The sequence below is a fragment of the Massilia forsythiae genome, from assembly GCF_012849555.1.
GTDB lineage: Bacteria > Pseudomonadota > Gammaproteobacteria > Burkholderiales > Burkholderiaceae_D > Telluria > Telluria forsythiae.
Map to the genome: position 1 here is coordinate 3,180,883 of NZ_CP051685.1, position 21,347 is coordinate 3,202,229.

At 67.2% G+C, this 21,347-nt stretch carries 19 protein-coding genes; 4 read left to right on the forward strand and 15 right to left on the reverse strand.

The window, feature by feature from the left end; all coding sequences use genetic code 11:
• Positions 1 to 24: 24 nt before the first annotated feature.
• The 4 genes from fliI to fliF are packed head-to-tail and all read right to left on the reverse strand — an operon-like array spanning position 25 to position 4,872.
• A complete protein-coding gene (fliI, locus tag HH212_RS13645) occupies positions 25 to 1,446 on the reverse strand; it encodes a flagellar protein export ATPase FliI (protein WP_370663874.1) in 1,422 nt (473 codons plus the stop codon).
• Entirely contained in the window at positions 1,434 to 2,186 is a 753-nt protein-coding gene (locus tag HH212_RS13650) for a flagellar assembly protein FliH (protein ID WP_170202970.1), read from the reverse strand. Before HH212_RS13650 ends, fliI begins: the two co-directional genes overlap by 13 nt.
• Entirely contained in the window at positions 2,186 to 3,190 is a 1,005-nt protein-coding gene (fliG, locus tag HH212_RS13655) for a flagellar motor switch protein FliG (protein WP_170202971.1), read from the reverse strand. The genes HH212_RS13650 and fliG overlap by 1 nt, the downstream gene beginning before the upstream one ends.
• Complete coding sequence (gene fliF / locus HH212_RS13660) at positions 3,187 to 4,872, reverse strand: flagellar basal-body MS-ring/collar protein FliF (RefSeq protein ID WP_170202972.1); 1,686 nt, start codon at positions 4,870 to 4,872, stop codon at positions 3,187 to 3,189. Before fliF ends, fliG begins: the two co-directional genes overlap by 4 nt.
• 200 nt (positions 4,873 to 5,072) lie before the next feature.
• On the opposite strand from fliF, the gene fliE reads away from it, so the two are divergent.
• Positions 5,073 to 5,474, forward strand: coding sequence for a flagellar hook-basal body complex protein FliE (gene fliE, locus HH212_RS13665; RefSeq protein ID WP_170202973.1), 402 nt, complete (start codon positions 5,073 to 5,075; stop codon positions 5,472 to 5,474).
• Positions 5,475 to 5,568: 94 nt separating this feature from the next.
• Positions 5,569 to 5,880: a hypothetical protein gene (locus HH212_RS13670; protein ID WP_170202974.1), complete on the forward strand. Its 312-nt coding sequence runs from the start codon at positions 5,569 to 5,571 to the stop codon at positions 5,878 to 5,880.
• Positions 5,881 to 5,968: 88 nt separating this feature from the next.
• On the opposite strand, the gene HH212_RS13675 is transcribed toward HH212_RS13670, so the two are convergent.
• Positions 5,969 to 6,382 carry a ferritin-like domain-containing protein gene (locus tag HH212_RS13675; protein ID WP_170202975.1) on the reverse strand — a complete coding sequence of 138 codons (414 nt, stop codon included), beginning with the start codon at positions 6,380 to 6,382 and terminating at the stop codon, positions 5,969 to 5,971.
• Positions 6,383 to 6,499: 117 nt separating this feature from the next.
• Entirely contained in the window at positions 6,500 to 7,654 is a 1,155-nt protein-coding gene (locus HH212_RS13680) for a porin family protein (protein WP_170202976.1), read from the reverse strand.
• A 904-nt stretch (positions 7,655 to 8,558) separates the two neighbouring features.
• On the opposite strand from HH212_RS13680, the gene HH212_RS13685 reads away from it, so the two are divergent.
• The gene (locus HH212_RS13685) at positions 8,559 to 10,238 is read left to right on the forward strand and encodes an ABC transporter permease (protein ID WP_229217741.1); all 1,680 of its coding nucleotides are present in this window, start codon (positions 8,559 to 8,561) and stop codon (positions 10,236 to 10,238) included.
• Between the two features lies 1 nt (position 10,239).
• Positions 10,240 to 11,538 carry an ABC transporter ATP-binding protein gene (locus HH212_RS13690; protein WP_170202978.1) on the forward strand — a complete coding sequence of 433 codons (1,299 nt, stop codon included), beginning with the start codon at positions 10,240 to 10,242 and terminating at the stop codon, positions 11,536 to 11,538.
• 148 nt (positions 11,539 to 11,686) lie between these two features.
• Here HH212_RS13690 and HH212_RS13695 read toward each other — a convergent pair whose 3' ends face one another.
• From HH212_RS13695 to fliB, 9 genes are all read right to left on the reverse strand, one after another.
• Positions 11,687 to 12,439 (reverse strand): flagellar brake protein, encoded by a 753-nt coding sequence (locus HH212_RS13695; RefSeq protein ID WP_170202979.1) that lies wholly within the window; start codon positions 12,437 to 12,439, stop codon positions 11,687 to 11,689.
• Positions 12,423 to 12,794 carry an EscU/YscU/HrcU family type III secretion system export apparatus switch protein gene (locus HH212_RS13700; protein ID WP_170202980.1) on the reverse strand — a complete coding sequence of 124 codons (372 nt, stop codon included), beginning with the start codon at positions 12,792 to 12,794 and terminating at the stop codon, positions 12,423 to 12,425. Before HH212_RS13700 ends, HH212_RS13695 begins: the two co-directional genes overlap by 17 nt.
• Positions 12,791 to 13,999, reverse strand: a complete 1,209-nt coding sequence (gene fliK / locus HH212_RS13705; protein ID WP_170202981.1) for a flagellar hook-length control protein FliK — start codon at positions 13,997 to 13,999, stop codon at positions 12,791 to 12,793. The genes HH212_RS13700 and fliK overlap by 4 nt, the downstream gene beginning before the upstream one ends.
• An 8-nt stretch (positions 14,000 to 14,007) precedes the next feature.
• Complete coding sequence (locus HH212_RS13710) at positions 14,008 to 14,331, reverse strand: flagellar protein FliT (protein ID WP_229217274.1); 324 nt, start codon at positions 14,329 to 14,331, stop codon at positions 14,008 to 14,010.
• A 53-nt stretch (positions 14,332 to 14,384) separates the two neighbouring features.
• Positions 14,385 to 14,846: a flagellar export chaperone FliS gene (fliS, locus tag HH212_RS13715; protein ID WP_170202982.1), complete on the reverse strand. Its 462-nt coding sequence runs from the start codon at positions 14,844 to 14,846 to the stop codon at positions 14,385 to 14,387.
• A 65-nt stretch (positions 14,847 to 14,911) separates the two neighbouring features.
• Positions 14,912 to 17,560 carry a flagellar filament capping protein FliD gene (gene fliD / locus HH212_RS13720; protein WP_170202983.1) on the reverse strand — a complete coding sequence of 883 codons (2,649 nt, stop codon included), beginning with the start codon at positions 17,558 to 17,560 and terminating at the stop codon, positions 14,912 to 14,914.
• Positions 17,561 to 17,870: 310 nt separating this feature from the next.
• A complete protein-coding gene (locus HH212_RS13725) occupies positions 17,871 to 18,257 on the reverse strand; it encodes a flagellar protein FlaG (RefSeq protein ID WP_170202984.1) in 387 nt (128 codons plus the stop codon).
• An 88-nt stretch (positions 18,258 to 18,345) separates the two neighbouring features.
• Positions 18,346 to 19,815 carry a flagellin N-terminal helical domain-containing protein gene (locus tag HH212_RS13730; RefSeq protein WP_170202985.1) on the reverse strand — a complete coding sequence of 490 codons (1,470 nt, stop codon included), beginning with the start codon at positions 19,813 to 19,815 and terminating at the stop codon, positions 18,346 to 18,348.
• 270 nt (positions 19,816 to 20,085) lie between these two features.
• Positions 20,086 to 21,321, reverse strand: coding sequence for a flagellin lysine-N-methylase (gene fliB, locus HH212_RS13735; protein WP_170202986.1), 1,236 nt, complete (start codon positions 21,319 to 21,321; stop codon positions 20,086 to 20,088).
• Positions 21,322 to 21,347: the final 26 nt, after the last annotated feature.

Genomic DNA, 21,347 nt, shown 5'->3' on the forward strand with positions numbered 1-21,347 from the left:
ATACCTGCGGCAACTTCGATCCGATCAGCCGAACAGCGAGGTCAATTCCCCCAAGCTCTGCAGCATGTTGGTGTTGTCGTGGATTTCCTGGCACAAAAAGGCTTCGATGCGTTCGTGCAGCTGGATGGCGCGGTCCAGCACCGGGTCCGAGCCGGCGGCGTAAGCGCCCACCGTGATCAGGTCGCGCGCGCGCTCGTAGCGCGAGTACAGCTGCTTCAGTGTACGCGCCGCCATCTGGTGGTCGCGCGAGGCGATCACGTGCATGGCGCGCGAGATCGATTGCTCGATGTCGATGGCCGGGTAATGGCCGGCCTCGGCCAGGCGGCGGTTCAGCACGATGTGGCCGTCCAGGATGCCGCGCGCGGCGTCGGCGATCGGGTCTTGCTGGTCGTCGCCCTCGGACAGCACGGTATAGAAGGCGGTGATCGAGCCGCCGCCCACGTGGCCGTTGCCGGCGCGTTCCACCAGCACCGGCAACTTGGCGAACACCGAGGGCGGATAGCCCTTGGTGGCCGGCGGTTCGCCGATGGCCAGCGCGATCTCGCGCTGCGCCATCGCGTAGCGGGTCAGCGAATCCATGATCAGCATGACGCTCTTGCCCTGGTCGCGGAAGTGCTCGGCGATCGCGGTGGCGTAGGCGGCGCCCTGCAGGCGCATCAGCGGCGGGCTGTCGGCTGGCGCCGCCACCACGGCCGAACGCGCCAGGCCTTCCGGCCCCAGGATCTGCTCGATGAATTCCTTCACTTCGCGGCCGCGCTCGCCGATCAGGCCGACCACGATCACGTCGGCGGTGGTGTAGCGCGCGATCATCCCCAGCAGCACCGACTTGCCGACGCCGGTACCGGCGAACAGGCCCAGGCGCTGGCCGCGCCCGACCGTCAGCATGGCGTTGATGGCGCGCACGCCGACGTCCAGCGTTTCCGAGATCGGCGCGCGGTCGAGCGGGTTGATCGGGCGCGCATTCAGCGGTCCCATGTCGGTGGTAGCGAGCGGCCCCTTGCCGTCCAGCGGGCGGCCGGCGCCGTCGACCACGCGGCCCAGCAGGCCCCAGCCCACCGGCAGGTGGCGCGCGCGGTCGGCCGGGCGGCGGCGCGGGTGCGCCACGCTGCCGGGTTTCGGCACGCCGGGTTCGACCGGGAACACGCGCGAGCCGGGCACCACGCCCTCGACATCGCTCTGCGGCATCAGGAACAGGCGCTCACCCTCGAAGCCGACCACTTCGGCATCGATGCGCGCGCCGGACGCCACCGGGATCGTGCAGGCGCTGCCCACCGCCAGCTTCAGGCCGACGCATTCCATCACCAGGCCGGCCACGCGCGTGACGCGCCCGGTGACCTGCATCGGCTCGACGAATTCGAGCAGGTTGCCGCAATCCTTCAGCACCGATTTCCAGCGCGCGGTATGCGGGTCGGCGGCACTGCCGGCGCCGGCGTTCATGCCAGCCATTCCAGGTCGCTGCCCAGCGCGTTCGCCAGGCGCTGCCAGCGCGAGGCGATCTGGGCGTCGATCTGGTTGCTGGCGGTGTCGACGCGGCAGCCGCCGCGCGCCAGCGTCTCGTCCTCGACGATGCGCCAGCCGCTCTTTTCCAGTTCCTGGCCGATGCCGCTTTGGACGACGAGCGCGTCTTCTGGATGCAGGGTCAAGAGCGCCGGCTGCTGCAGCGTCGGCAGGTAGTCGACCGCCTCGCGCACCACCGGGATGATCAGTTCGGGGCGCACCTCGAAGGCGATGCGCACCATGCCGCGCGCTAGCTGCACGGCCAGTTCCAGCACGTCCGCCGCGATCGCCTCGTCGGCGGCGGTGACGGCGTCGCCGAAGCGGGTCGCCAGTTCCTGCAGGTGGGTCAGCTCGCGCGCGGATTCGGCGCGGCCTTGCGCCAGGCCATCCTCGTAGCCGCTGGCATGGCCGGCCTGCACCCCTTCGGCATGGCCCTCGGCATAGCCTTCCTGGCGCGCCGCCTCGCGGATCGCCTCGATTTCCTCGATGGTCGGCAGGACCACCGCCGGCGCCGGCGGCGCCAGGCTGGCGGCGCGCGCCGCCTGCGCCGCGGCCATGGCGGCCTGCGCGTCGCGCGCCTCGGCCTCGCGCGCGGCGGCGCGCTGCGCCAGCGTGCTGGGGCGCTCGTCGCCGAACGAGGTCATTTCCCAGCGCTGGTAGGCCGACTGGAGTTCCTTGGGGATAGCCATCAGACGAACGAATCCTCACCCTTGCCGCCCAGGACGATCTGTCCCTCGTCGGCCAGCCTGCGCACGATCTGCAGGATCTGCTTCTGCTGCGATTCTACCTCCGACAGGCGCACCGGCCCCTTCGATTCGAGGTCTTCGCGCATCATCTCGGCGGCGCGCTGCGACATGTTCTTGAAAATCTTTTCGCGCAAGTCCTGCGAGGCGCCCTTCAGGGCGATGATCAGCATCTCGGACTGCACCTCGCGCAGCAGCAGCTGGATGCCGCGGTCGTCGATGTCGATGATGTTGTCGAACACGAACATCTCGTCCATGATCTTCTGCGCCATGTCGTTGTCGTAGTTCTTGATGTTTTCCATGACCGAGGTTTCCTGCTCGCCGCTCATGAAGTTCAGGATCTCGGCCGCGGTGCGCACGCCGCCCAGCGAGGATTTCTTGATGTGCTCGTTGCCCGAGAGGAGCTTGGTGAGCACGTCGTTCAGCTCGCGCAGCGCGGCCGGCTGCACGCCGTCCAGCGTGGCGATGCGCAGGATGGCGTCGTTGCGCAGGCGGTCGGTGAAGTGCGCCAGGATCTCGCAGGCCTGGTCGCGCTCCAGGTGCACCAGGATGGTGGCGATGATCTGCGGGTGCTCGTTGCGGATCAGTTCCGCCACCGATTGCGCGTCCATCCACTTCAGGCTCTCGATGCCGGAAGCGTCCTTGCCGCCCAGGATGCGGTTCAGCAGCACGGCGGCCTTGTCGTCGCCCAGCGCCTTGGTCAGCACTTGCCGGATGTATTCGTCCGAGTCCAGGCCGACGGTCGACTGCAGGTCGACCCGCTCGCGGAAGTCCGACAGCACCGACAGCACCTCCTCGTGCTGCACCGCCTTCATCTGCGCCATCGCCGCGCCCAGCTTCAGCACCTCGCGCGGGCCCAGGTATTTCATGACCTCGGCCGCTTCCGATTCGCCCAGGGCCAGCATCAGGATGGCCGCCTTGTTGACCGCTTCCTTGTCCTTGTCGCTCATTGTTCCGCTCCCAACCATTCCTTGATCACGTTGGCCACGATGCGTGGGTCATGCTGGGCCAGGCTCTTGGCCATTTCCAGGTTGTTCTTGTAGACCTGCACCTGCTTCTGTTCCTCGACTTCCTGGCGCGCCGCCGCTTCCGCTTCCAGGTCCGGCTCCGGTTCCGGCTCCGGCTCTTCCGGTTCCGGCTCGGGCGGCATCTCGACCGCCTTGTCGAACTGCTTCATGACCGGCTTCATCAGCGGACGCAGGATGCGGTACCACAGGAAGGCGATCACCATGGCGATGAACACGTACTTGGCGATGTCCTTGGCCAGCGGCAGGTTGTTCGGGTCCTTCCACCAGTCGAGCGCTTCCTCGGCCGGCTTGTCGATGCCGTCGAACGGGGCGTTGGTCACGTTCAGCGTGTCGCCGCGCGCCTGGCTGTAGCCCATGGCCTGCTTGACCAGTTCGTTGATCTGGGCGACTTCGGCGGCGGTGAGCGGCTTGATGGCGATCTTGCCGGTCTTCGGATCGACGCTGCGGCGGTAGTTGACCACCACGCCCACGGTCAGGCGCTTGATGCCGCCCATCGGCTTTTGCTCGTAGCGCAGGGTCTTGTCGACTTCGTAGTTGGTGGTCGAATCCTTGCGCGTCGGGCCGGTATTTGCCTGCGCGTTCGCTGCGGCCGGGGCGCCGCCCTCGATCGGCGCCGTGGCCACGCCCGGCGGCTGGTTCGACAGCGCGCCCGGGATGCCGGACGGGTTGTTCGTGCCCGGGCCGGCCGACTCCGAAGTCTGCTGGCTGCGGATCGCCTGCGGCTCCGGCGGCGAATTCGGCTTGTACAGTTCGGCGGCGGTGTCGACCTGGGCGAAGTCGACGTCGGCGGTGGCTTCGGCGCGCACGTTGTTCTGGCCGACCAGCGGGGTGATGATCGACTCGACCTGCTTGACGATGTTCTGCTGCAGCGCCTCGACGTACTTCAATTGGTTCGGGTCGAGCTGCTTGCCGCCCTTGTTGCTGGTGTCCGACAGCAGGGTGCCGTTCTGGTCGACCACGGTGACGTTGGCCGGGGTCAGTTCCGGCACGCTGGACGCCACCAGGTGCACGATGGCGCTGACCTGCGCCTGGTCCAGCGCGCGGCCCGGTTGCAGGTTGAGCAGCACCGAGGCGGTGGGCTTCTGCTGGTCGCGCACGAACACCGAGGGCTTGGGCAGCGCCAGGTGCACGCGCGCCTGGCTAACGGCGGCCAGCGCCTGGATCGAATTGGCCAGTTCGCCTTCCAGCGAGCGCTGGTAATTCACCTGCTCGACGAACTGCGAGGTGCCCAGCTTCTGGTTTTCCAGCAGCTCGAAGCCGACGTTGCCGGCGCGCGGCAAGCCCTGCGCCGCCAGTTTCAGGCGCACCGAGTGGACCTGGTCGGCCGGCACCAGGATCGCGCTGCCGCCGTCCGAGAACTTGTACTTCACGCCCATCTGGTCGAGCGAGGCGGTGATGGCGCCGCCGTCGCGGTCGGTGGTGTTCGAGAACAGCACCTTGTATTCCGGCGCCGAGCTCCACAGCCACAGCGCGGCGATCACCGCCAGGGCCAGCGCCACGGCGCCGCCGATGACGACCTTGCGGCCCATCGGGGTTTCCCAATACTTCGGCGGCGGGACCGGGGTATCGATGTCGCTGTCGAGAAGCTGTTCGGCTGTTGCCATGGCGGTGGAGGGTAGGGTGGGATGAATAAGCAGGTGCCATTATGAAGCCGTACGGCAACATTCAAACGCGCGAATAAGGGGAGGTTTACGGTGCTGCTCACCGGCAACAATTGATGGGGCGCTGGTATTCTGGGAGCCTGAATCGACGTGCTCGGCATTCCCGCCACGCAGCGCGACACGCATTTTGAACGGAGGCGGACATGAACATTGGCGGCATCGACAGCAGCCGTATCGAAGCGATGATGGCGCAATTGAAAGCGGCGGCGGCCAAGTCGGCGGCGCCTTCAGCGGCCGGTGGCGCGGGCGCTGCGGGCGGCGTGGGCAGCCTCGGCGGCGTCGGTGGATTGAACGGCGCGGACGCCGCCGGCGCGAGCAGCAAGGTCAGTTTTTCGGATGCGCTCAAGGCGCAGCTGGACAACGTCAGCAATGCGCAATTGCAGGCCGACGACATGGGCCACCGCTTCGCCGCCGGCGACAATTCGGTCAGCCTGTCCGACACCATGATCTCGATGCAAAAGGCGAGCATCTCGTTCCAGGCCACCGTGCAGGTGAGGAACAAGCTGGTGTCGGCGTATCACGACATCATGAACATGCAGGTGTGATCGCTGCTTCGTCGATGAGGCCGGGCAGCGCGGCCTTGCTGCCGTAACGGCGATAATCTACATTGCTGACAGAGGCTGCCAAGGTGATCCCGCCATGAATGATCGCTTGATTTCTGATGAGCTCGTAAAGGCCGTAGGGCAGCAGGTGATTGAAACACTCCCTTGGGCGAGCGATGTCGTCAGCTTCGAACTCCAGGATGACTTTCAATTCCTTCTCGTCTCCGTGGAGTGCGATCCGGCGCTTGCGCATACGCTGGAGCAGCGGCGTCATTTGGGACATGTCATCGATGACATGATGCCGACGAGGGATGGCGAGCTCACTTGGATGTTGAATTTCATGATGCACGGAGAGGTCATGGACAGTTATTTCGGCGGCGATGCCAGCATGCCTGAGCTTGGTTTTTGATCATCATTGCCTGAACACGGAAAGATACCGACGACGATCCAATCAAAAGAGAATGCCGCTCCAGCAGCCAGGTTGCCATCGCTCGTTCCTACGCCAGGATCTGCGCGCAGCCCGAGGCCGTTTCCGCGTCGCCCACCGCCTGCGCCGCCGCGATCAGCGACGTGTAGGTGGCGATTTCCAGGTTCTCGAACACGTAGCCCGCCATCGCGCCCTTGACGACCTCGTCGCTGACCGTCATGCCGTCCACGGCCTGGCCGAAAGCCGCCAGCTTCCCGCCCAGGTCCTTCAATACCGAACTGCTGATGCCGCGCCGGGTCATGCACTGGTCGAGCACGCTCTGCTGCCAGCGCGTCTCGTCGATGTGCTGGACGATGCACACGCGCAGGTCCGGGTAGTTTTCCAGCCGGTCCGCCTGGGCGCTCAGCATCTTTTCCGCCTGCTGTTCCATTGCGTGGGCGTCGCGCAGCCAGTCGTTCAGGTTGTCGTTTGCCGTTGTCGTCATGAATGCCTTCGCTGGCGGATGGGAGTGAGGGGGCGCCGGATGGCCGCGCGCCCCTGTCAGGGTAGGACGCGCCGGCCGGATGTCTACCCGCGATTCGCCAGGCGGAGGGCTTCCGGTTCAGAAAAACAGGATACCGCCGAGCGAGATGCCGTCCATGTGGCTCGATGCGCCGCCGAAGGCGCGCGATTCGGTGCGCCCCAGTTCGCCCACCAGCGTCACCGCTGTGTTGAGGGCATAGTAGGCGCCCAGCGTCAGGTTGGCGTTCGATTTCAGGCCGCCGGTGCCGGTGCCGGACGCGCCGTTGCGGCTCTTGCCATAGTTGAGGCCCAGCTTCAGCCGTTCATTGGTCTTGTAGGTCGCCTGAAGAAAATAATGGGTCGACCTGACGTCGCCCTGGTCGGCGTCCGACAGCAGGCCCAGGCCATTGCCGCGCTGCAGGTTGACCAGGAAGCCGGCTTGTCCGGCATCCATCGAGGCACCCAGTTCGACGGCGTTCATGCGCAGGTTGCCGGCCGTCGTGCCGGCCGCTTCGAAGTGCTGCGACTTGACGCCCAGCCAGCCCTTGACCGGACCGTATGCGCCGGTCAATTGCGCCTGCACCTGCGGCGTCGACCTGGCCGAGTAGCGCGGCGGCGCCACGATCGGCGTGTCGGCCACCGGACTCATCAGGCCGACGTCGAGTCCGATTCCATGGGGCAGCGCCGGTGCGGTATAGGCCACCTGGCCGTAATGGCCGAAGTAGGCGTAGCCGGCGCCGATGTGGCCCAGCGTGACCCGGCCGCGCTGGGTCGCCTGCACCGGCGCGCCGGCGCCGAGCAGGGTCATGTCGCCCAGGATCGCGTGCGACCCGAAGATGCCGTAGTCGCGCCCCAGCTTGACGCTGCCGATGCCGGCATTGCCGACGCTGAAATAGGCCTGGCGCACGTCCACCGTGCTGTTCTGGGCGATGGCGCTGTCGGTGGCGGTGGCGACGTAGATGCCGATCAATGCCTTGACGTCGTAGCCGCCCTGGCTGGTGCTGGCGGACGTCACCAGGCCGCTCGGCAGCAGGCCGTTGCCGACCGTGGTGCGGTGGTCCTCGCCGCCGCAGCCGAGCGTGCGGCCGGCCAGCGCCAGGCCGCCGTCGGCATCGCCCTTGCAGCGCACCACGGTGTAGTAGGCGTTGACGTTGCCGCCGACGTTGACGGTCCAGTCGCCGGCCTTGATGTCGACCGCCGATGCGGGGCGGATGGCGGCGCTGGCAAGCAGACCCAGCATGAGCGTTTTCTTCATCGCTGTCTCCTCGTTATTGTTCATTGAAGCGAAGCATCGGTCGATGCCTCCATAACAATGCAACAAGCGTGCCCAGCGTGGGTAAGGGCAGAGACAGACGAGGATCGGCAAAACGCTGCGGAATCGATGCAATAGGGGTGAAAGGCTGTTCTGTTTGCGAACAGTGGATGAGCAGCCGGGTGGCCGGTGGCGCCGCCCACGCCGTTCTATTCTTCGGCGCGCTCCATGTTCTCGCGGTCGCGCAGGTAGCGCCGGGCAACCGGAAATGGCGGCAGCCACGATTCAGCGGAAACAAACAACCGATGTCATTTCCTAAGCGCATTTTTCAGCTTGACGCTGGCTTGCGCACCCAATTACACTGCCGCTGTTTTTATTTTTTGGGTCCATCAATGGGCACTTGTTCGAGCGATAGTTGTTGCCAGTCCAATCCTGGCACGTTCTCGGCAAGATAACGCAGGCTTCCCGTCTCCTGCCGTCATCCTGCCCAGGATGATGGTCGTCTTCATGCCGCCGCCCGGCCTCCGCCGCGGCATGCAATCTCCAGCAACGGTATCACCCGCAAAGCACGTCCGCAGCGCAGCCGCCGCCGTTTTCATATGGTGTTGTCGGCCCGCATCGCCAGCCAGCGCGTTAACGCTGCCGTAATCAATGCAGCGTATGCTCGGCGCATGCGGCACTCGGCATTGCTGCACTGCGGCGCCTGCGCGCGGCCGCGTCACACCATAACGACGGAATCACCGACCACGCGGCCGGCCGGCACGGCTGCGCGGTCTTGCTGGCCGCGCGCCCTGCGCGCGGATGAGGATCGTGCATGTTTGAATTCTTCGACAAGCGCCGCGGCGCCGTCCAGGACGGCGGTGTCGGCGCCATCGGCGGCCCCGGACGTTTCAACCGCTGGGACTGGATGCTGCTGCCGCTGGTGCTGGCAGTGCTGGCCGCCTGTGCCTACGGCGCCATGCAGATGGCGCGCCCGTTCGTGCTGGGCCAGGCGACCACGGTCTCGCTCGACATCGCCGGGCTGCCGTACTACCTGCTGCGCACCATCCTGCGCATGTTCGCCGCGCTCGGCTGCTCGCTGCTGTTCAGCTTCGTGTTCGCCTTCGTCGCCGCCAAGTACCGCGCCGCCGAAAAGATCCTGATCCCGCTGCTCGACATCCTGCAGTCGGTGCCGATCCTGGGCTTCCAGGCGATCGCCATCGCGCCCTTCATCGCGCTGTTCCCGGGCAGCATGCTGGGCGTGGAATGCGCCGCCATCTTCGCCATCTTCACGTCGCAGGCATGGAACATGGCGTTCAGCCTGTACCAGTCGATGCGCACCGTGCCGGACGAACTGAGCGAGGCGGCGCGGGTGTTCTGCCTGTCCGGCTGGCAGCGCTTCTGGCGCCTGGAACTGCCGTACGCGATGCCGGCGCTGCTGTGGAACATGATGATGTCGATGTCCGGCGGCTGGTTCTTCCTGGTGGCGGCCGAGGCGATCTCGGTGGCCGGCCAGGACATCAAGTTGCCCGGCATCGGCGCCTACATCGCGGTCGCCATCGAGCACGAGGACGGGCGCGCGGTGGCGTGGGCGATCGTCGCCATGTTTGCCGGCATCCTGCTGTACGACCAGCTGTTCTTCCGCCCGCTGCTGGCCTGGGCCGACCGCTTCCGCTTCGAGGAGGCGCAGGGGGAAACCGCGCAGCGCTCCTGGCTGCTCGACTGGGGCCGCCGCAGCCGCTGGATGAGCCGCCTGGCCGACCGCTTCTGGGGCGCCATGCGCGCCACCCTGGGCTGGTTCGGCAATGCCGGCCGCGCGCCGGCGGCGCGCCCGGGACTGCTGCAGCGCGCCGCGCCGCGCCTGTCGCCACGGGTGCTGTCACGCGTGTGGGACGTGCTGCTGGCGGTCGCCGTGGCCGCCGCGACCCTGCGCCTGGTGGTGTACGTGCACAGCGAAGTCGGCTGGGCCGAAGCCGGGCACGTGCTGCTGCTGGGCCTGGCGACCCTGACGCGCGTGATGCTCTTGATCGCGCTGGCCTCGCTGTTCTGGGTGCCGGTGGCGGTGTGGATCGGCCTGCGCCCGCGCTATGCGCAGGGCGTGCAGGCGGTGGCGCAGTTCCTGGCCGCGTTCCCGGTCAACCTGATGTTCCCGCTGGTGGTGTTCCTGCTGGTGAGCCTGCGCCTGAACCCGAACATCTGGCTCAGTCCGTTGATGGTGTTCGGCACCCAGTGGTACATCCTGTTCAACGTGGTGGCCGGCGCCTCGACCATCCCGACCGAGCTGCGCCTGGCGGCCGACAACCTCGGCCTGAAGGGCTGGCTGAAGTGGAAGCGCGTGTACCTGCCGGCGGTGTTCCCGGCCTACGTGACCGGCGCCATCACCGCCAGCGGCGGCTCGTGGAACGCCAGCATCGTGGCCGAATATGTTACCTGGGGCAAGACCACGCTGGCCGCGCAGGGCCTGGGCAGCTACATCAAGCAGATGACCGATGCCGGCGACTTCCACCGCATCGCGCTCGGCATCGGCGTCATGTGCATCTTCGTGATGCTGTTGAACCGCTTCTTCTGGCGCAAGCTGTACTTATTGGCCGACAACCGTGGAGTATGAAATGACGATCGCACAAGACAACTTGATCCACCTGGCCTCGGTCGGCAAATCCTTCAACAGCGCCGACGGCCGCCCGCGCCGCATCCTCGACGGCGTCGATTTCACGCTGCGCCAGGGCGAGATCGTGGCGCTGCTCGGCAAGTCGGGCTCGGGCAAGTCGACGCTGCTGCGCATCATCGCCGGCCTGGTGCCGGCCGAGGGCGGCGCCCGCTACCGCGGACGGCCGATCGACGGCCCGGCGCCGGGCGTGGCGATGGTGTTCCAGTCGTTCGCGCTGTTTCCCTGGCTGACCGTGCAGCAGAACGTCGAGCTGGGACTGGAAGCGCAGGGAGTGGCGCCGGCCGAGCGCGAACGGCGCGCCGATGCCGTGCTGGAACTGATCGGCCTGGCCGGCTTCGGCGGCGCGCTGCCGCGCGAACTGTCGGGCGGCATGCGCCAGCGCGTCGGCATCGCGCGCGCGCTGGTGACCAACCCGGACGTGCTGCTGATGGACGAGGCGTTTTCCGCACTCGACGTGCTCACCGGCGAAACCCTGCGCAACGACATCCTGCAACTGTGGGACGGCAAGCAGATCCCGACGCGCGGCATCGTGGTGGTGTCGCACAACATCGAGGAAGCGGTCATGATGGCCGACCGCATCATCATCCTGTCGAGCGATCCGGGCCGCATCGTCAGCGAGGTGCAGATCGACCTGCCGCGTCCGCGCGACGCCGATTCGCCGCGGGTGCGCGGCCTGATCGATCACGTGTATGGCCTGATGACGATGCGCAAGGCGCCCGCCGCCGCGCCGGGCGCCGCCATGCCCGCCGCCGTGCCGGATTATGCGCTGCCGGATACCGACGTCAGCCGCATCGAGGCGGTGCTGGAGCGCGTGGCCGAGGCGCCGTTCGACGGCCGCGCCGACCTGCCGCACCTGGCCGAGGAAACCGAGCTGTCGGACGAGGAACTGTTCCCCGCCTTCGAGGCGTTGTCGCTGCTGGGGCTGGCGCAGGTGGAAAGCGGCGACATCATCCTCAGCGCGCTGGGGCGCGACTACGCGGCGGCGGCGCAGGCGCGGCGCCAGGAACTGTTCGGGCGCCAGGTGCTGGCCAACGTGCCGCTGGCGGCGCGCATCCGCGCCGCACTGGCGGCCAGCGAGAGCGGCACGCTGCCGGAAGAGCCGTTCATCGAGCTGCTGGAAGAAGGCATGAAGGAAAACCGCGCGCGGCGCACGCTGGAGATCGCGGTGGAGTGGGGGCGCTACGGGGAATTGTACGAGTACGACTTCCACCTCAAGCGGCTCAAACTGCCGGCAGAGTAGCGCCGTCGTCCCCGCGAAGGCGGGGACCCATACGGATCAACCAAAATCACGGCTTTCAAAACGGCCGCGGCATTTCGGATGTAGCGAATCTCGATATTCAGCATGGGTCCCCGCCTGCGCGGGGACGACGATTTGCGGGTTTCGGGTCCTAATGCCCCGCCAGCCTGGCATTGCGCTCGCGCTCCAGCTTGGTGATGTAGCGCTGCACCGCCGCCAGGTTGGCGCGCGAGATGTCGAGGAACTGGCAACCGAGGCGGCGGGTCGTCTTGTCGTTCAGCAGGGTCAGTTCGATCGCGTTGCGCACCAGCAGCGTGGTGGTGACCGGGCCGATTTCCGGCAGGTCGATGCGGCAGCCGGGATAGCTGGTGCCGATCGCGGCGTTCAGCTGGTGCTTGTTGTCCAGCATGGCGACGCCGCCGCAGCTGATGTCGGCCAGCGGGAACACGCTGGCGCCGCCCAGTTCGGGCGGCAGGGTGATGGTGGCGCGCACCGGGTTCGTTACGGGAGTCGTCATGCGATAGAACTCGCGCCGTTGCAGGCGGATCAGGGTGGGGGGCAGGTCGGCGGCCAGGGCCAGGCCGCCTTCGAAATCGGTCTCGCGCAAGCCTTGCAGGTTGAACAGGATGCGGATCTTGTCGAGCGCGGTCTCGCACACCACCTTGTCGGCGCCGACGATGCGCGCGTTCTGCTCGCGGCTGATCGAGCGGTCCAGCACGATGGTGCCGCTGTTTGCGTCGACCGCCAGCAGCGAGGTGACGCAGGCGTCGCCTTCGCCGCGGATCATCAGCCGGACCAGCTGGCGTTTTTCGGAAATCTGGCACAGCAGGGCGACGATCTCCCGGCGCGACCCGACTTCGTAGTTGCGCCAGCTTGCCAATTCGGCGTCAGTGATTGCTTGCATCTGTTCCAACCGGAGGTTCTTGTGGTGGCAGCAGCCGCGCCGTGTCCGGTGCAGGCGGCGTTGCCAGGCCGGCAGCGTGCGCCGATTCAATATGATATAGCCATGCCAACAGTTCGGCAATGGCGCGGTACAGGCCGGGCGGGATCTGGCGGTCCAGGTCGACCTCCATCAGCAGCGACACCAGCTCCTTCGATTCGTGCACGAACACGCCGGCGTCGCGCGCGCGGCCGATGATCTGCTCGGCCACGAGGCCGCGTCCCTTGGCCACCACCTTGGGCGCGGCGTCGCCGCTGCCGTAGGCCAGCGCGACGGCATGCTGGCGCCGTACCGCCTGCCGCTCGTCGTCGGCGCTCATGCGGATGCCGTCGCTGCATCCGGCGCCGCATCCGGTGCCGCACCGGTATCGGCGGCCCCGTCCGGCGCGGCAGGGGCGGCGGATGGCGCGGCATGGATCGCCAGCGTCGACAGCGGCACGCCGGCGGCATCCAGCGCCGTTTCCAGGCGCGCGCGCCCGGCCTGCATGCGCGCGCCGGCGTCCGCGCTGGCGGCATCCAGGCGGATGTGCAGCTGGTCGCCCGACAGCACCACGCGCGCCGATACTTCTCCCAGCTCGCCGAAGCGCAGGCGCAGGCTGCTCTGCCAGGTGCCGCCCGCGCCATCGGCGCCGCCGTCTGCACGTCCCTGGCCGCCGGATGCGTCGCGCTCGCCCGGATCGCGCTCGATTTCCCAGCGCAGTTCCTGGCCCGGCCACAACTGCCCCTGCCAGGCCACGCGCGCCTGTTCGTGCGCGTTCAGCTGCAGGTTGATGAACTGGGCGGTGGCCGGCTCCAGCGGCGAGGACATGCGTCCCTGCGCCTGCGGCTCGGCCTTCAGTTCGGCCAGCGCGCGCGCGCCCTGCGCCCATTCGGCCACGTGCGATTCGTAGAACAGGCCGCTCTTGCCCATGCCGTCCTCGAGCGCCGCGGCGATGGCGGCCGGCTCGAGCATCGGGCCCGGCAGCAGCGGCGTGCGGCCGACGGCGGCGGTGGCCGGCGCATCCGCCTTCTGGGCGGCCGCGATGACGTCGCCGAGCAGCTTGCCGGCGCGGCTGATCGAGGTGTTGGCGTCGCTGGCGGCGCCGCTGCCGAGCTGGCCGACGGTCTTCGCCTGCGCCAGCAGGCCCGAGGTGCGCATCAGCGCGGCCGCTTCCTTGCCCTCCAGGTAGGCCGGCGCCGCCGAGGGTGTTCCTTCCGGCGGCGGCGCCGCTTCGGCAAAGGCGGGCGCGGCGCGGCCGGTGTCGACCTGGAAGGTGGGACGCGGATTCAGGGACACCAGGGTCAGCGGCACCTGGCTGCCGGCCTGGGCGCCGGCCGGCAGCTGCATGCGCGCCGCCATGTCGTTGACGCGCACGATGTGGCTGCCGTCGGGAAGCGTCGACATGACCTCGGCCTGCATCGACTGGCCGACCATGCCGGCGAAGGCGCGCTGGAAGGCCTGCAGGCGGGCGTCGCCGACCGGGACCAGCGGTCCCAGCGGCGCGGTGCGCGCGACCTGGGCAAGCGATGCGTCGCGCGGCAGCATGGCTTACATCAGATCCCGTAGGCGCGCGCGACGCGGCGTTCGGTGCTCTTGTTGCTGATCATGGCCGACAACTTCGTCATCCACGGCTGGGTCAGGTCGCGGATCTTGCGGTCGGCGTCCAGCATGCGGCGGATCGCATCGACCTTGCGCACCCGGTCCTGGCCGGCCAGCGGCTGGGCGTCGCCGCCCGCCTTCAGCTGGCGCACGCAGGCGGCGCATTGCATCTCGAGCTGGGCCAGGCGGTCCCAATCCTCAATGGTGGCGGCGGCCAGCATCTGGTCGGTGATGCCGACCATGGCTTCGTACATGGAGACGGTGTCTTGTGCGTTCATCGATTGTCCAGTCGTGATGTTGTTGCGGTACGCGTGGTTTGGGCGTTGGCGGGTCAGGCGCTGGCCAGGGTCGCCGCCTTCGGCATCGGCGAGGCGGCGCTCGCGGCGGCGGCCGGCTGGCCGGCCTTGTCGCCGATCTGCACCCAGGCGCCGCGCAGTTCGCCCAGCAGGCGGTGCACCTCGTCCAGCATGCCGACGTCGTTCTTGAGGTTGGCCTGCAGCAGGCGCCGGCTCATGTAGTCGTACAGCGCATCCAGGTTGGCGGCGATCTCGCCGCCGGCGTCCTGGTCGAGCGAGGCGCGCAGGCCGTTGTCGATGATCGTGATCGCCTTCGAGATGGCGCTGCCCTTGGCGGCGATGTTGCCGGCGGCGAGGTTGCCCTTGGCGGCCATCAGGGCCGCCAGCGCGCCGTCGTACAGCATCACGATCAGGGTGTGCGGCGAGGCCGACGTGATGCCGGTTTCGAGGCCCACGTTGGCGTAGGCGTTGACGCCGCGTTTCATGGTTCCAAACATCTGGTTCTCCGATATTAAGTCTTGTGACTGGCTGGTTGCTGCCGGGTGGTCCGCTGCCGCCGCTGTCAGCTCGAATTGGCCGCGATGGCCGCGAGCTGCTGCGTCAGGTAGCTTTGCGTGCTCTGCATCGACGACAGCATCGTGTCGAGCGCGGTGAACTGGGCGCGGTAGCGCGCCTCGATCGCGGTGAGGCGGTTGCTGAAGGCGTCGCGGTCCTTCTGGATCGAGGTGACCGTGTTGTTCAGGCCGGTGGTCTTGGTGGTGATCATGCCGCTGGTGCCGATGAAGCTGGTCGCCAGGTTGTTCAGCTGGTAGGCGTAGCCCTGCGAGAAGTTGACGCTGCCGCGCTCGCCCGCGCTGCCGCCGGTGATCTTCAGCGCCAGTCCCTCCACTGCCGAGCCGGCGGCGCCGGTCAGGGTCTGGCCGTTGCCGGTGGCGGCCACGCCGCCGATGGTGCCGGCGATGTCCTTGCCGACCGCCGGCGTGGCGCCGCCGAACAGGTCGGCGACCGCGGTGCCGGTGACGCCACTGATGTCGATCTTGGAACCGATGCCGTACTTGCTCGACGACAGCACCAGGTGGCCGCTGTCGTCGACCGAGCTTTCCACGGTGTCGCCGGCGCCGGAAAAGGTGGAATTGCCGTTGATCGCCGAGCGCAGCAGCGACGCCAGCTGCTTCGGGTCGTAGGTGCCCGCCGGGATGGCGATATTCTGTACCTTGGTCGACGTGGCCGGGTCGGTCTGGTTCAGGGTCACGGTCCAGGTGGTGTTGGCCGCGATCGTGGTGCTGGACGCGAGCGCGTTCTGGCTGGTGAGCGCGCCCTGGGTCGCCATCTGCGTGATGTTGACGGCGTAGTTGCCGGCCTGCGTCTTGGCGCTCGAACTGGCCACCGAGACCATGCCGTCGGTGGCCTGGCCGACCGCGGCGAACAGGCCGGCGATGTCGCTGAAGTTGTTCGTCATCGCCGTGTTCAGCTTGGTCGTGTCGGTCGCCAGGCTGCCGTCCTTCTGGAAGGTGACGCCGATCTGGCCGAGCGTGGTCAGGCCGCCGCCCAGGCCCTGCACCGCCTTGCCGAGCTGGGCGCGCAGCTGGCTCTGGATGCCGCGCACGGTGGCGTCGCCCTGCAGCGCGCCGGCCTTCTTGCTGTCGGCGTTGTAGCCGGTCAGGCTGGCGATGGTCGAGTTGAGCGTGTTGTAGGCCTTGACGAAGCCGTTGATGGCATCGGTGACCGACTTGGTGTCGCGCGTCACCGCCAGCGTCGAGCTGCCGGTCTGGGCCACGTTGATGGTCACGCCGTCGACCGCGCCGGTGACGCTGGTGCTGTTGCTGGTGACGGCGATGCCGTTGACGTTCAGCTTGGTGCTCTGGGCGGCACTGGTCTGGTTCAGCTTTTGCGCGCCGGCCGGGTCGTACGACAGCAGGTCGGAAATCGCCGTGTCGCCGGCGGCGCCGTCGACGCCGCTCACCGAGATCTTCATGGCCGAGCTCTCGCCGGTCTTGGTCGAGGTCAGCACCAGGTGGTAGGGCTTGTCGCTGCCGTCCGAGACGATGCTGGCGGTAACACCGATATTGGCCTTGTTGATGGCGTCGCGGATGCCGGCCAGGCTCTGGCTGCCGGATGGCAGGCTGACGGTGCCGATCGCCTGAGCGCCGTCCTGGGTGAAGCCGGCGCCCAGGTAGCTGCCGCCGGAACCGGCCGTGAGGCCGGCCAGCGCCGGGTTGCTGCCGCCGACCTGGATCGGGCTGCCGGTGCCGGAATTCAGCGACAGGGTCGAGGTGACCACGCTGTTGGAGCCGACGTTGGCCGTGCCGCTGTTGTGCAGGCCGCCGGTGACGCTGCCGGTGACGGTTTCGGTGACGGCGATGTTGGAGCCGTCGGCGGCGGTGAACTGCAGCGTGCCGTCGGAAGCCTTGCCGCTGAAGGTGATGCCGGCATCGGCCAGCGCCTCGGTGGTCGGGTTGGTGCCGGTGAGGGCGCTGTCGATGCCGGCGGCGTCCAGGCTGGCGCCGCCTGCCAGGTCGGCCAGCTCGACCCCGCCCACGCTCAGCGAATAGCTGGCGCCGCTGGCCGTGGTGACGCCGCCGAAGCCGCTGAACAGGTCGGACGCGGTCTTGGTCGCCGCCGCCGCCGCGGTCACGCCGGTGGTGGTGGTCTGGGCATTGATGGCGGCGGCGAGGTCCTTGGCGCTGCGGGTGGCGGCGCCGGTGGCGATCGCGGTGCCGTTGATGGTGAGCGAACCGTTGGCCACGCCGCCGCTGGCCACCGCGGCGCCGAGCGCGCCGCCGGCCAGGCCGAAGTTGCCGCCGGTGACGGTGCCGAACTGGAAGGTCAGCGTGGTCGGCACCCCGGTGCCGATGGCGGCGGTGGTGCTGGCCTTGCCGCCGGTGTTCAGGCTCTGCGCCTGCGCCAGCTGGCTGACGCTGATCTTGTAGTTGCCGGCCACCGCCGTGTCCGAGGTGGTGGCGCTGAGCACGTCGCTGTTGCTGGAAGTGGTCGTCAGCGCGCGGAAGGTCGAGCTGGAGCTGAGCGAGGATAGCGCGCCCTGGAAGGTGCCGATTGCACCGCTGAGCTTGCCGTACGCGGCGATCTGCGCCTGCACGCCGGCGCTCTTGGTGTCGTAGTTGTTGAGCGGCGCCGACTCGGCCGCCATCAGCTTCGTGACGAGGCTGTCGACGTCGAGTCCCGATCCAATGCCTGCTGAACTGATGCCCACCGTATTCTCCTTGAAGGAAAGCGCGCGCTTTCCGTGAGTTGCTAATGTAAGTGATTAACGGCGGAAGCAATTCGTACTTGAGAGCAGGAAATTACTGCCAATTCTGGATCAATGGGTGGGGGAAGCGGGGGTGTCGTTGTGCGATACAGCCGCATGACCGTCGTCCCCGCGCAGGCGGGGACCCATACGAAGCAACAGGATTCGATCCATCCAGAGCGCTTCGCATCCTCGAAAGTACCAACTCCGGACGCTTGGCGTGGGTCCCCGCCTGCGCGGGGACGACGTGGGCAGGGGGCCGCCGGGCGGCGCTTCAGGCGGTCTGCCGGATCAGCAGGCCCTGCATCTTGTCGATCGACTTGGCGATCTCCAGCGCCTCGGCCGAAGGCATCTGGCGTAGTACTTCCCTGGTGTTCTGGTCGATCACCTTGACCACGATGTCCTTGCTGTCCTTGTCGATCGAGAATTCCAGGCTCTGCGAGGAAGCCGCCATCGAATCGTTGATCTTCTTTACCGCGGCATCCAGGGTGTCGCGGTCCGGCTGCGCGGCGGATATAGCGGCCGATGCGGCGGCGGCCGTGGCGGTGGTCGAGACCTTGCCGGCCGCGGCGGCCGGGCCGGCCGGCGACGCAGTCGCAGCTTGCGTCCCACGGTCTTCCAGTTTCGGCGCGAGGGAGGCGCCGAGCGGTTGGATGTTCATGATGAGTTCCTAGTAAAAATTCCCCGGCTGAATCGCTTCAGCCGGGGAACCGCTTTACATCACGTACCGGTGACTACCGGCCGCCGGATCAGCCGCGCAGCAGCGACAGCACGCCGTTCGGCAGCGAGTTCGCCTGGGCCAGCATCGAGGTGCCGGCCTGCTGCAGGATCTGGCCGCGGGTCATGTTCGCGGTTTCCGACGCGAAGTCGGTGTCGACGATGCGGCTGCGCGATGCCGACAAGTTCTCGGTCGAGGTGCTCAGGTTCGAGATCGCCGATTCGAAGCGCGACTGCAGTGCACCGTATTGCGCGCGCTGCTTGTTGACCGACGACAGGGCGGCGTCGGCGATCTTGATCGCCAGCTGGGCGCCGTCGAAGGTGGTCACGTCGAGCGAGGCCACCGATTTCAGGGTCGACGCCTGGTTGGTGGTACCGCCCGAGGCCGCACCCACGCCGAAGCCGGAGCCGGCATCCAGTACCGAGAAGCTCTGGTCGGAGTCGAGCGTGACGCTGCCGTTACCCACCGCGGTTGCCGCCGCTGCCTTGGCATCGAAGGTACCGTTGGTGGTGCCATCCAGCTTGAACGACGAGACGTCGAACTTGGTGTTGGCGGTGGCGCCGTTGGTGATGTTGATGTCGTTGCCCGAGGCGTTGGTCAGCTTGATGCCCTTGGTCTTTTCGTCGTACTGTGCGGTCACGCCGGTGTTGGCGGACTGGGCGTTGATCGCCGAGATGCCGGAAGCGAAGTCGGATGCGACGCCGCCACCCGAGCCCACCGAGAACGACACGGTGACGGCGGTAGCGTTGTCCGACTTGATGCTGAACGAGTACGATTCGGCGCCCAGGCCCAGGTTGACGTCGGTCTTGGCGGTGGCGCTCACGCCGGTGCCCGAGGTCTGCTGGTTGATGCTCTGCGCCAGCGACTTGGCGGTATCGGTGGCGGTGGTGGTGACTTCTTTCGAACCGAGCGAACCGTTGATGGTGATCTTCGAGGCGGCAGCGTTGGTGGTGGCCTTGACCGCCACGGTGTCGTTGGTGACCTGGTTGTCGCCGTAGGTATTGGTCAGGAAGTTCGCGCCGTTGGCCGAGATCAGCTGGCCGGCGTTGGCGCCGACCTGGAAGTTGGCGGTACCCATCGTGCCGTCCAGCAGGTTCTGGCCGTTGAACGAGGTGGTGGTGGCAATGCGGTTCAGTTCCGAGCCGAGCTGCGTGACTTCGGTCTGCAGCGCCTGGCGGTCGCTCGAGGTGTTGCTGGCGTTCGACGATTGCACCGCCAGTTCTCGCATGCGCTGCAGAATGTCGCCCGAGCTGGACAGTGCGCCTTCGGCGGTCTGCGACATCGACACGCCGTCGTTGGCGTTGCGGCTTGCCTGGGTCATGCCCTTGATCTGCGAACTCATGCGGTCCGAGATCGCCAGGCCGGCGGCGTCGTCCTTGGCGCTGTTGATGCGCAGGCCCGAGGACAGGCGCTGGATCGAAGTGTTCAGCGTGGATTGCGAAGCCGACAGGTTACGTTGGGCGTTCAGGGATGCAACGTTGGTATTGATTACGGATGCCATGGTGTCTCTCCAGACTGGGTCTTGCGGGGCGTGGCGACGTGCCACTCGATTCACGTTGGTCTGTCACGCTGTTCCGTGACATTCAAACCGCTGTTGATGCTGGTAACGGTGCCCTACGGAAAAAGTTTAGGGCCCGACGATAAAAAAATGCGAAAAAATTCGAAGACGATGCCAAAGGCCGGCGGCGAGCACAAAAACACCGGGCGCGTCGCATTTGCCCGGGTCGACTCGGCCAGCGCATGCCACGCCCGGCCTGGTGCGACGAGAGCGTCAGCTGCGCAGGAAGCCGTACAGCTTGTCGAGACTGGACCAGCCGCTTGCATGCAGCGCGCCATTCACACGCCGCGTGAACATGGTCTGGTGCTGGAAGCGGCGGCAATAAATGTGTACGGTCCTGACCAGCAACTCGGCGCCGGGCACCTCGCCCTCGTTATTGCATTGTGCCGCCAGCATCAGGCGCAACAGGCCGAAGCGCGACACCAACTGCAGGTAAGCTTCGAACGGGCTGCCGTCGACGAACGGGAACAAGGTCAGGAACATTTCGTTGAGCACGTAATGTTCGAGCAGGTGCGGCGCCGCCTGCAACGCCTGCTCCAGGCGATCCAGGCCGCGCCGGTAGGATGCCACCAGCGTGCCGGCGTCGACCACGCCATTGTCATCGGCGCCGAGGCGGCTACCGACCGACAGCACGATCTCGGTTTCCATGCTGGTCGTGGTCTGGAAACCACGGTCGGCCAAAATGGTCGAAAACACCATCGCCTGCGCCTCGTGGTTGGGCTGCAGGCCGTGCAGCGCATCGACCAGGCCGCCGCCGGCCACCAGGCCGGTAAAGCGTTCGATCAGCGCCGGTACCGCGGCATGTTGCGACGCCGCTAGGGTAGCGGTCAGGCTTTCGCAGAACACGCCGAGCACGGCCAGCCGTTCCCACAGTGCCAGGCCGCCGGTACGCATCAGTTGCAGGCAGAAGATGCGCACGTCGTTGACCGCTTCCGTGGTCAGGCCGAAGCTCACCGTAGAGGCTTGCACGACATCGGGACGGACGGTGATGCGCGATTCGATGAAGTCGAAGGCGTCCGGCTGCAGCAGCGCCTGGCGCGCTGCTTCGGGGCAGGACAGCATCAGCGCCTGCTCGAACTTGCCGCTGAACTGGCGCGTCTGGCGCGGGTAGGTAAAACAGGTGGTCGACAGGTAGCTTTCGCCCAATCCCTTTTGCACGCCGCACAAGCCATCGCTCATGATCGGGCATTGTCCGGTAGCCGGATCGAGTTCGATCTTGCCGTAGTTCTGGTCGCCGTCGCCGGCGCGGTGGCGCTTGACGTGCTTGTCGAGCGTGGCGCCGAGCCCCGGATGGCTGGTCTTGCGGTAGGCATTGAAGGTCTTCTTGTCGAGCGTGACCAGCCAGCCCGAGCAGCAATTGTCTTCGCAGGCGGACCCGGTGCAGGCGAAGCGGGTCACGTAGCGCGGCAGCAGGGCGGGCAGGGTCTTGGTGGGATGCAGGATGGCCATTCGCGGCTCCTCGTCAGATGAAAGAT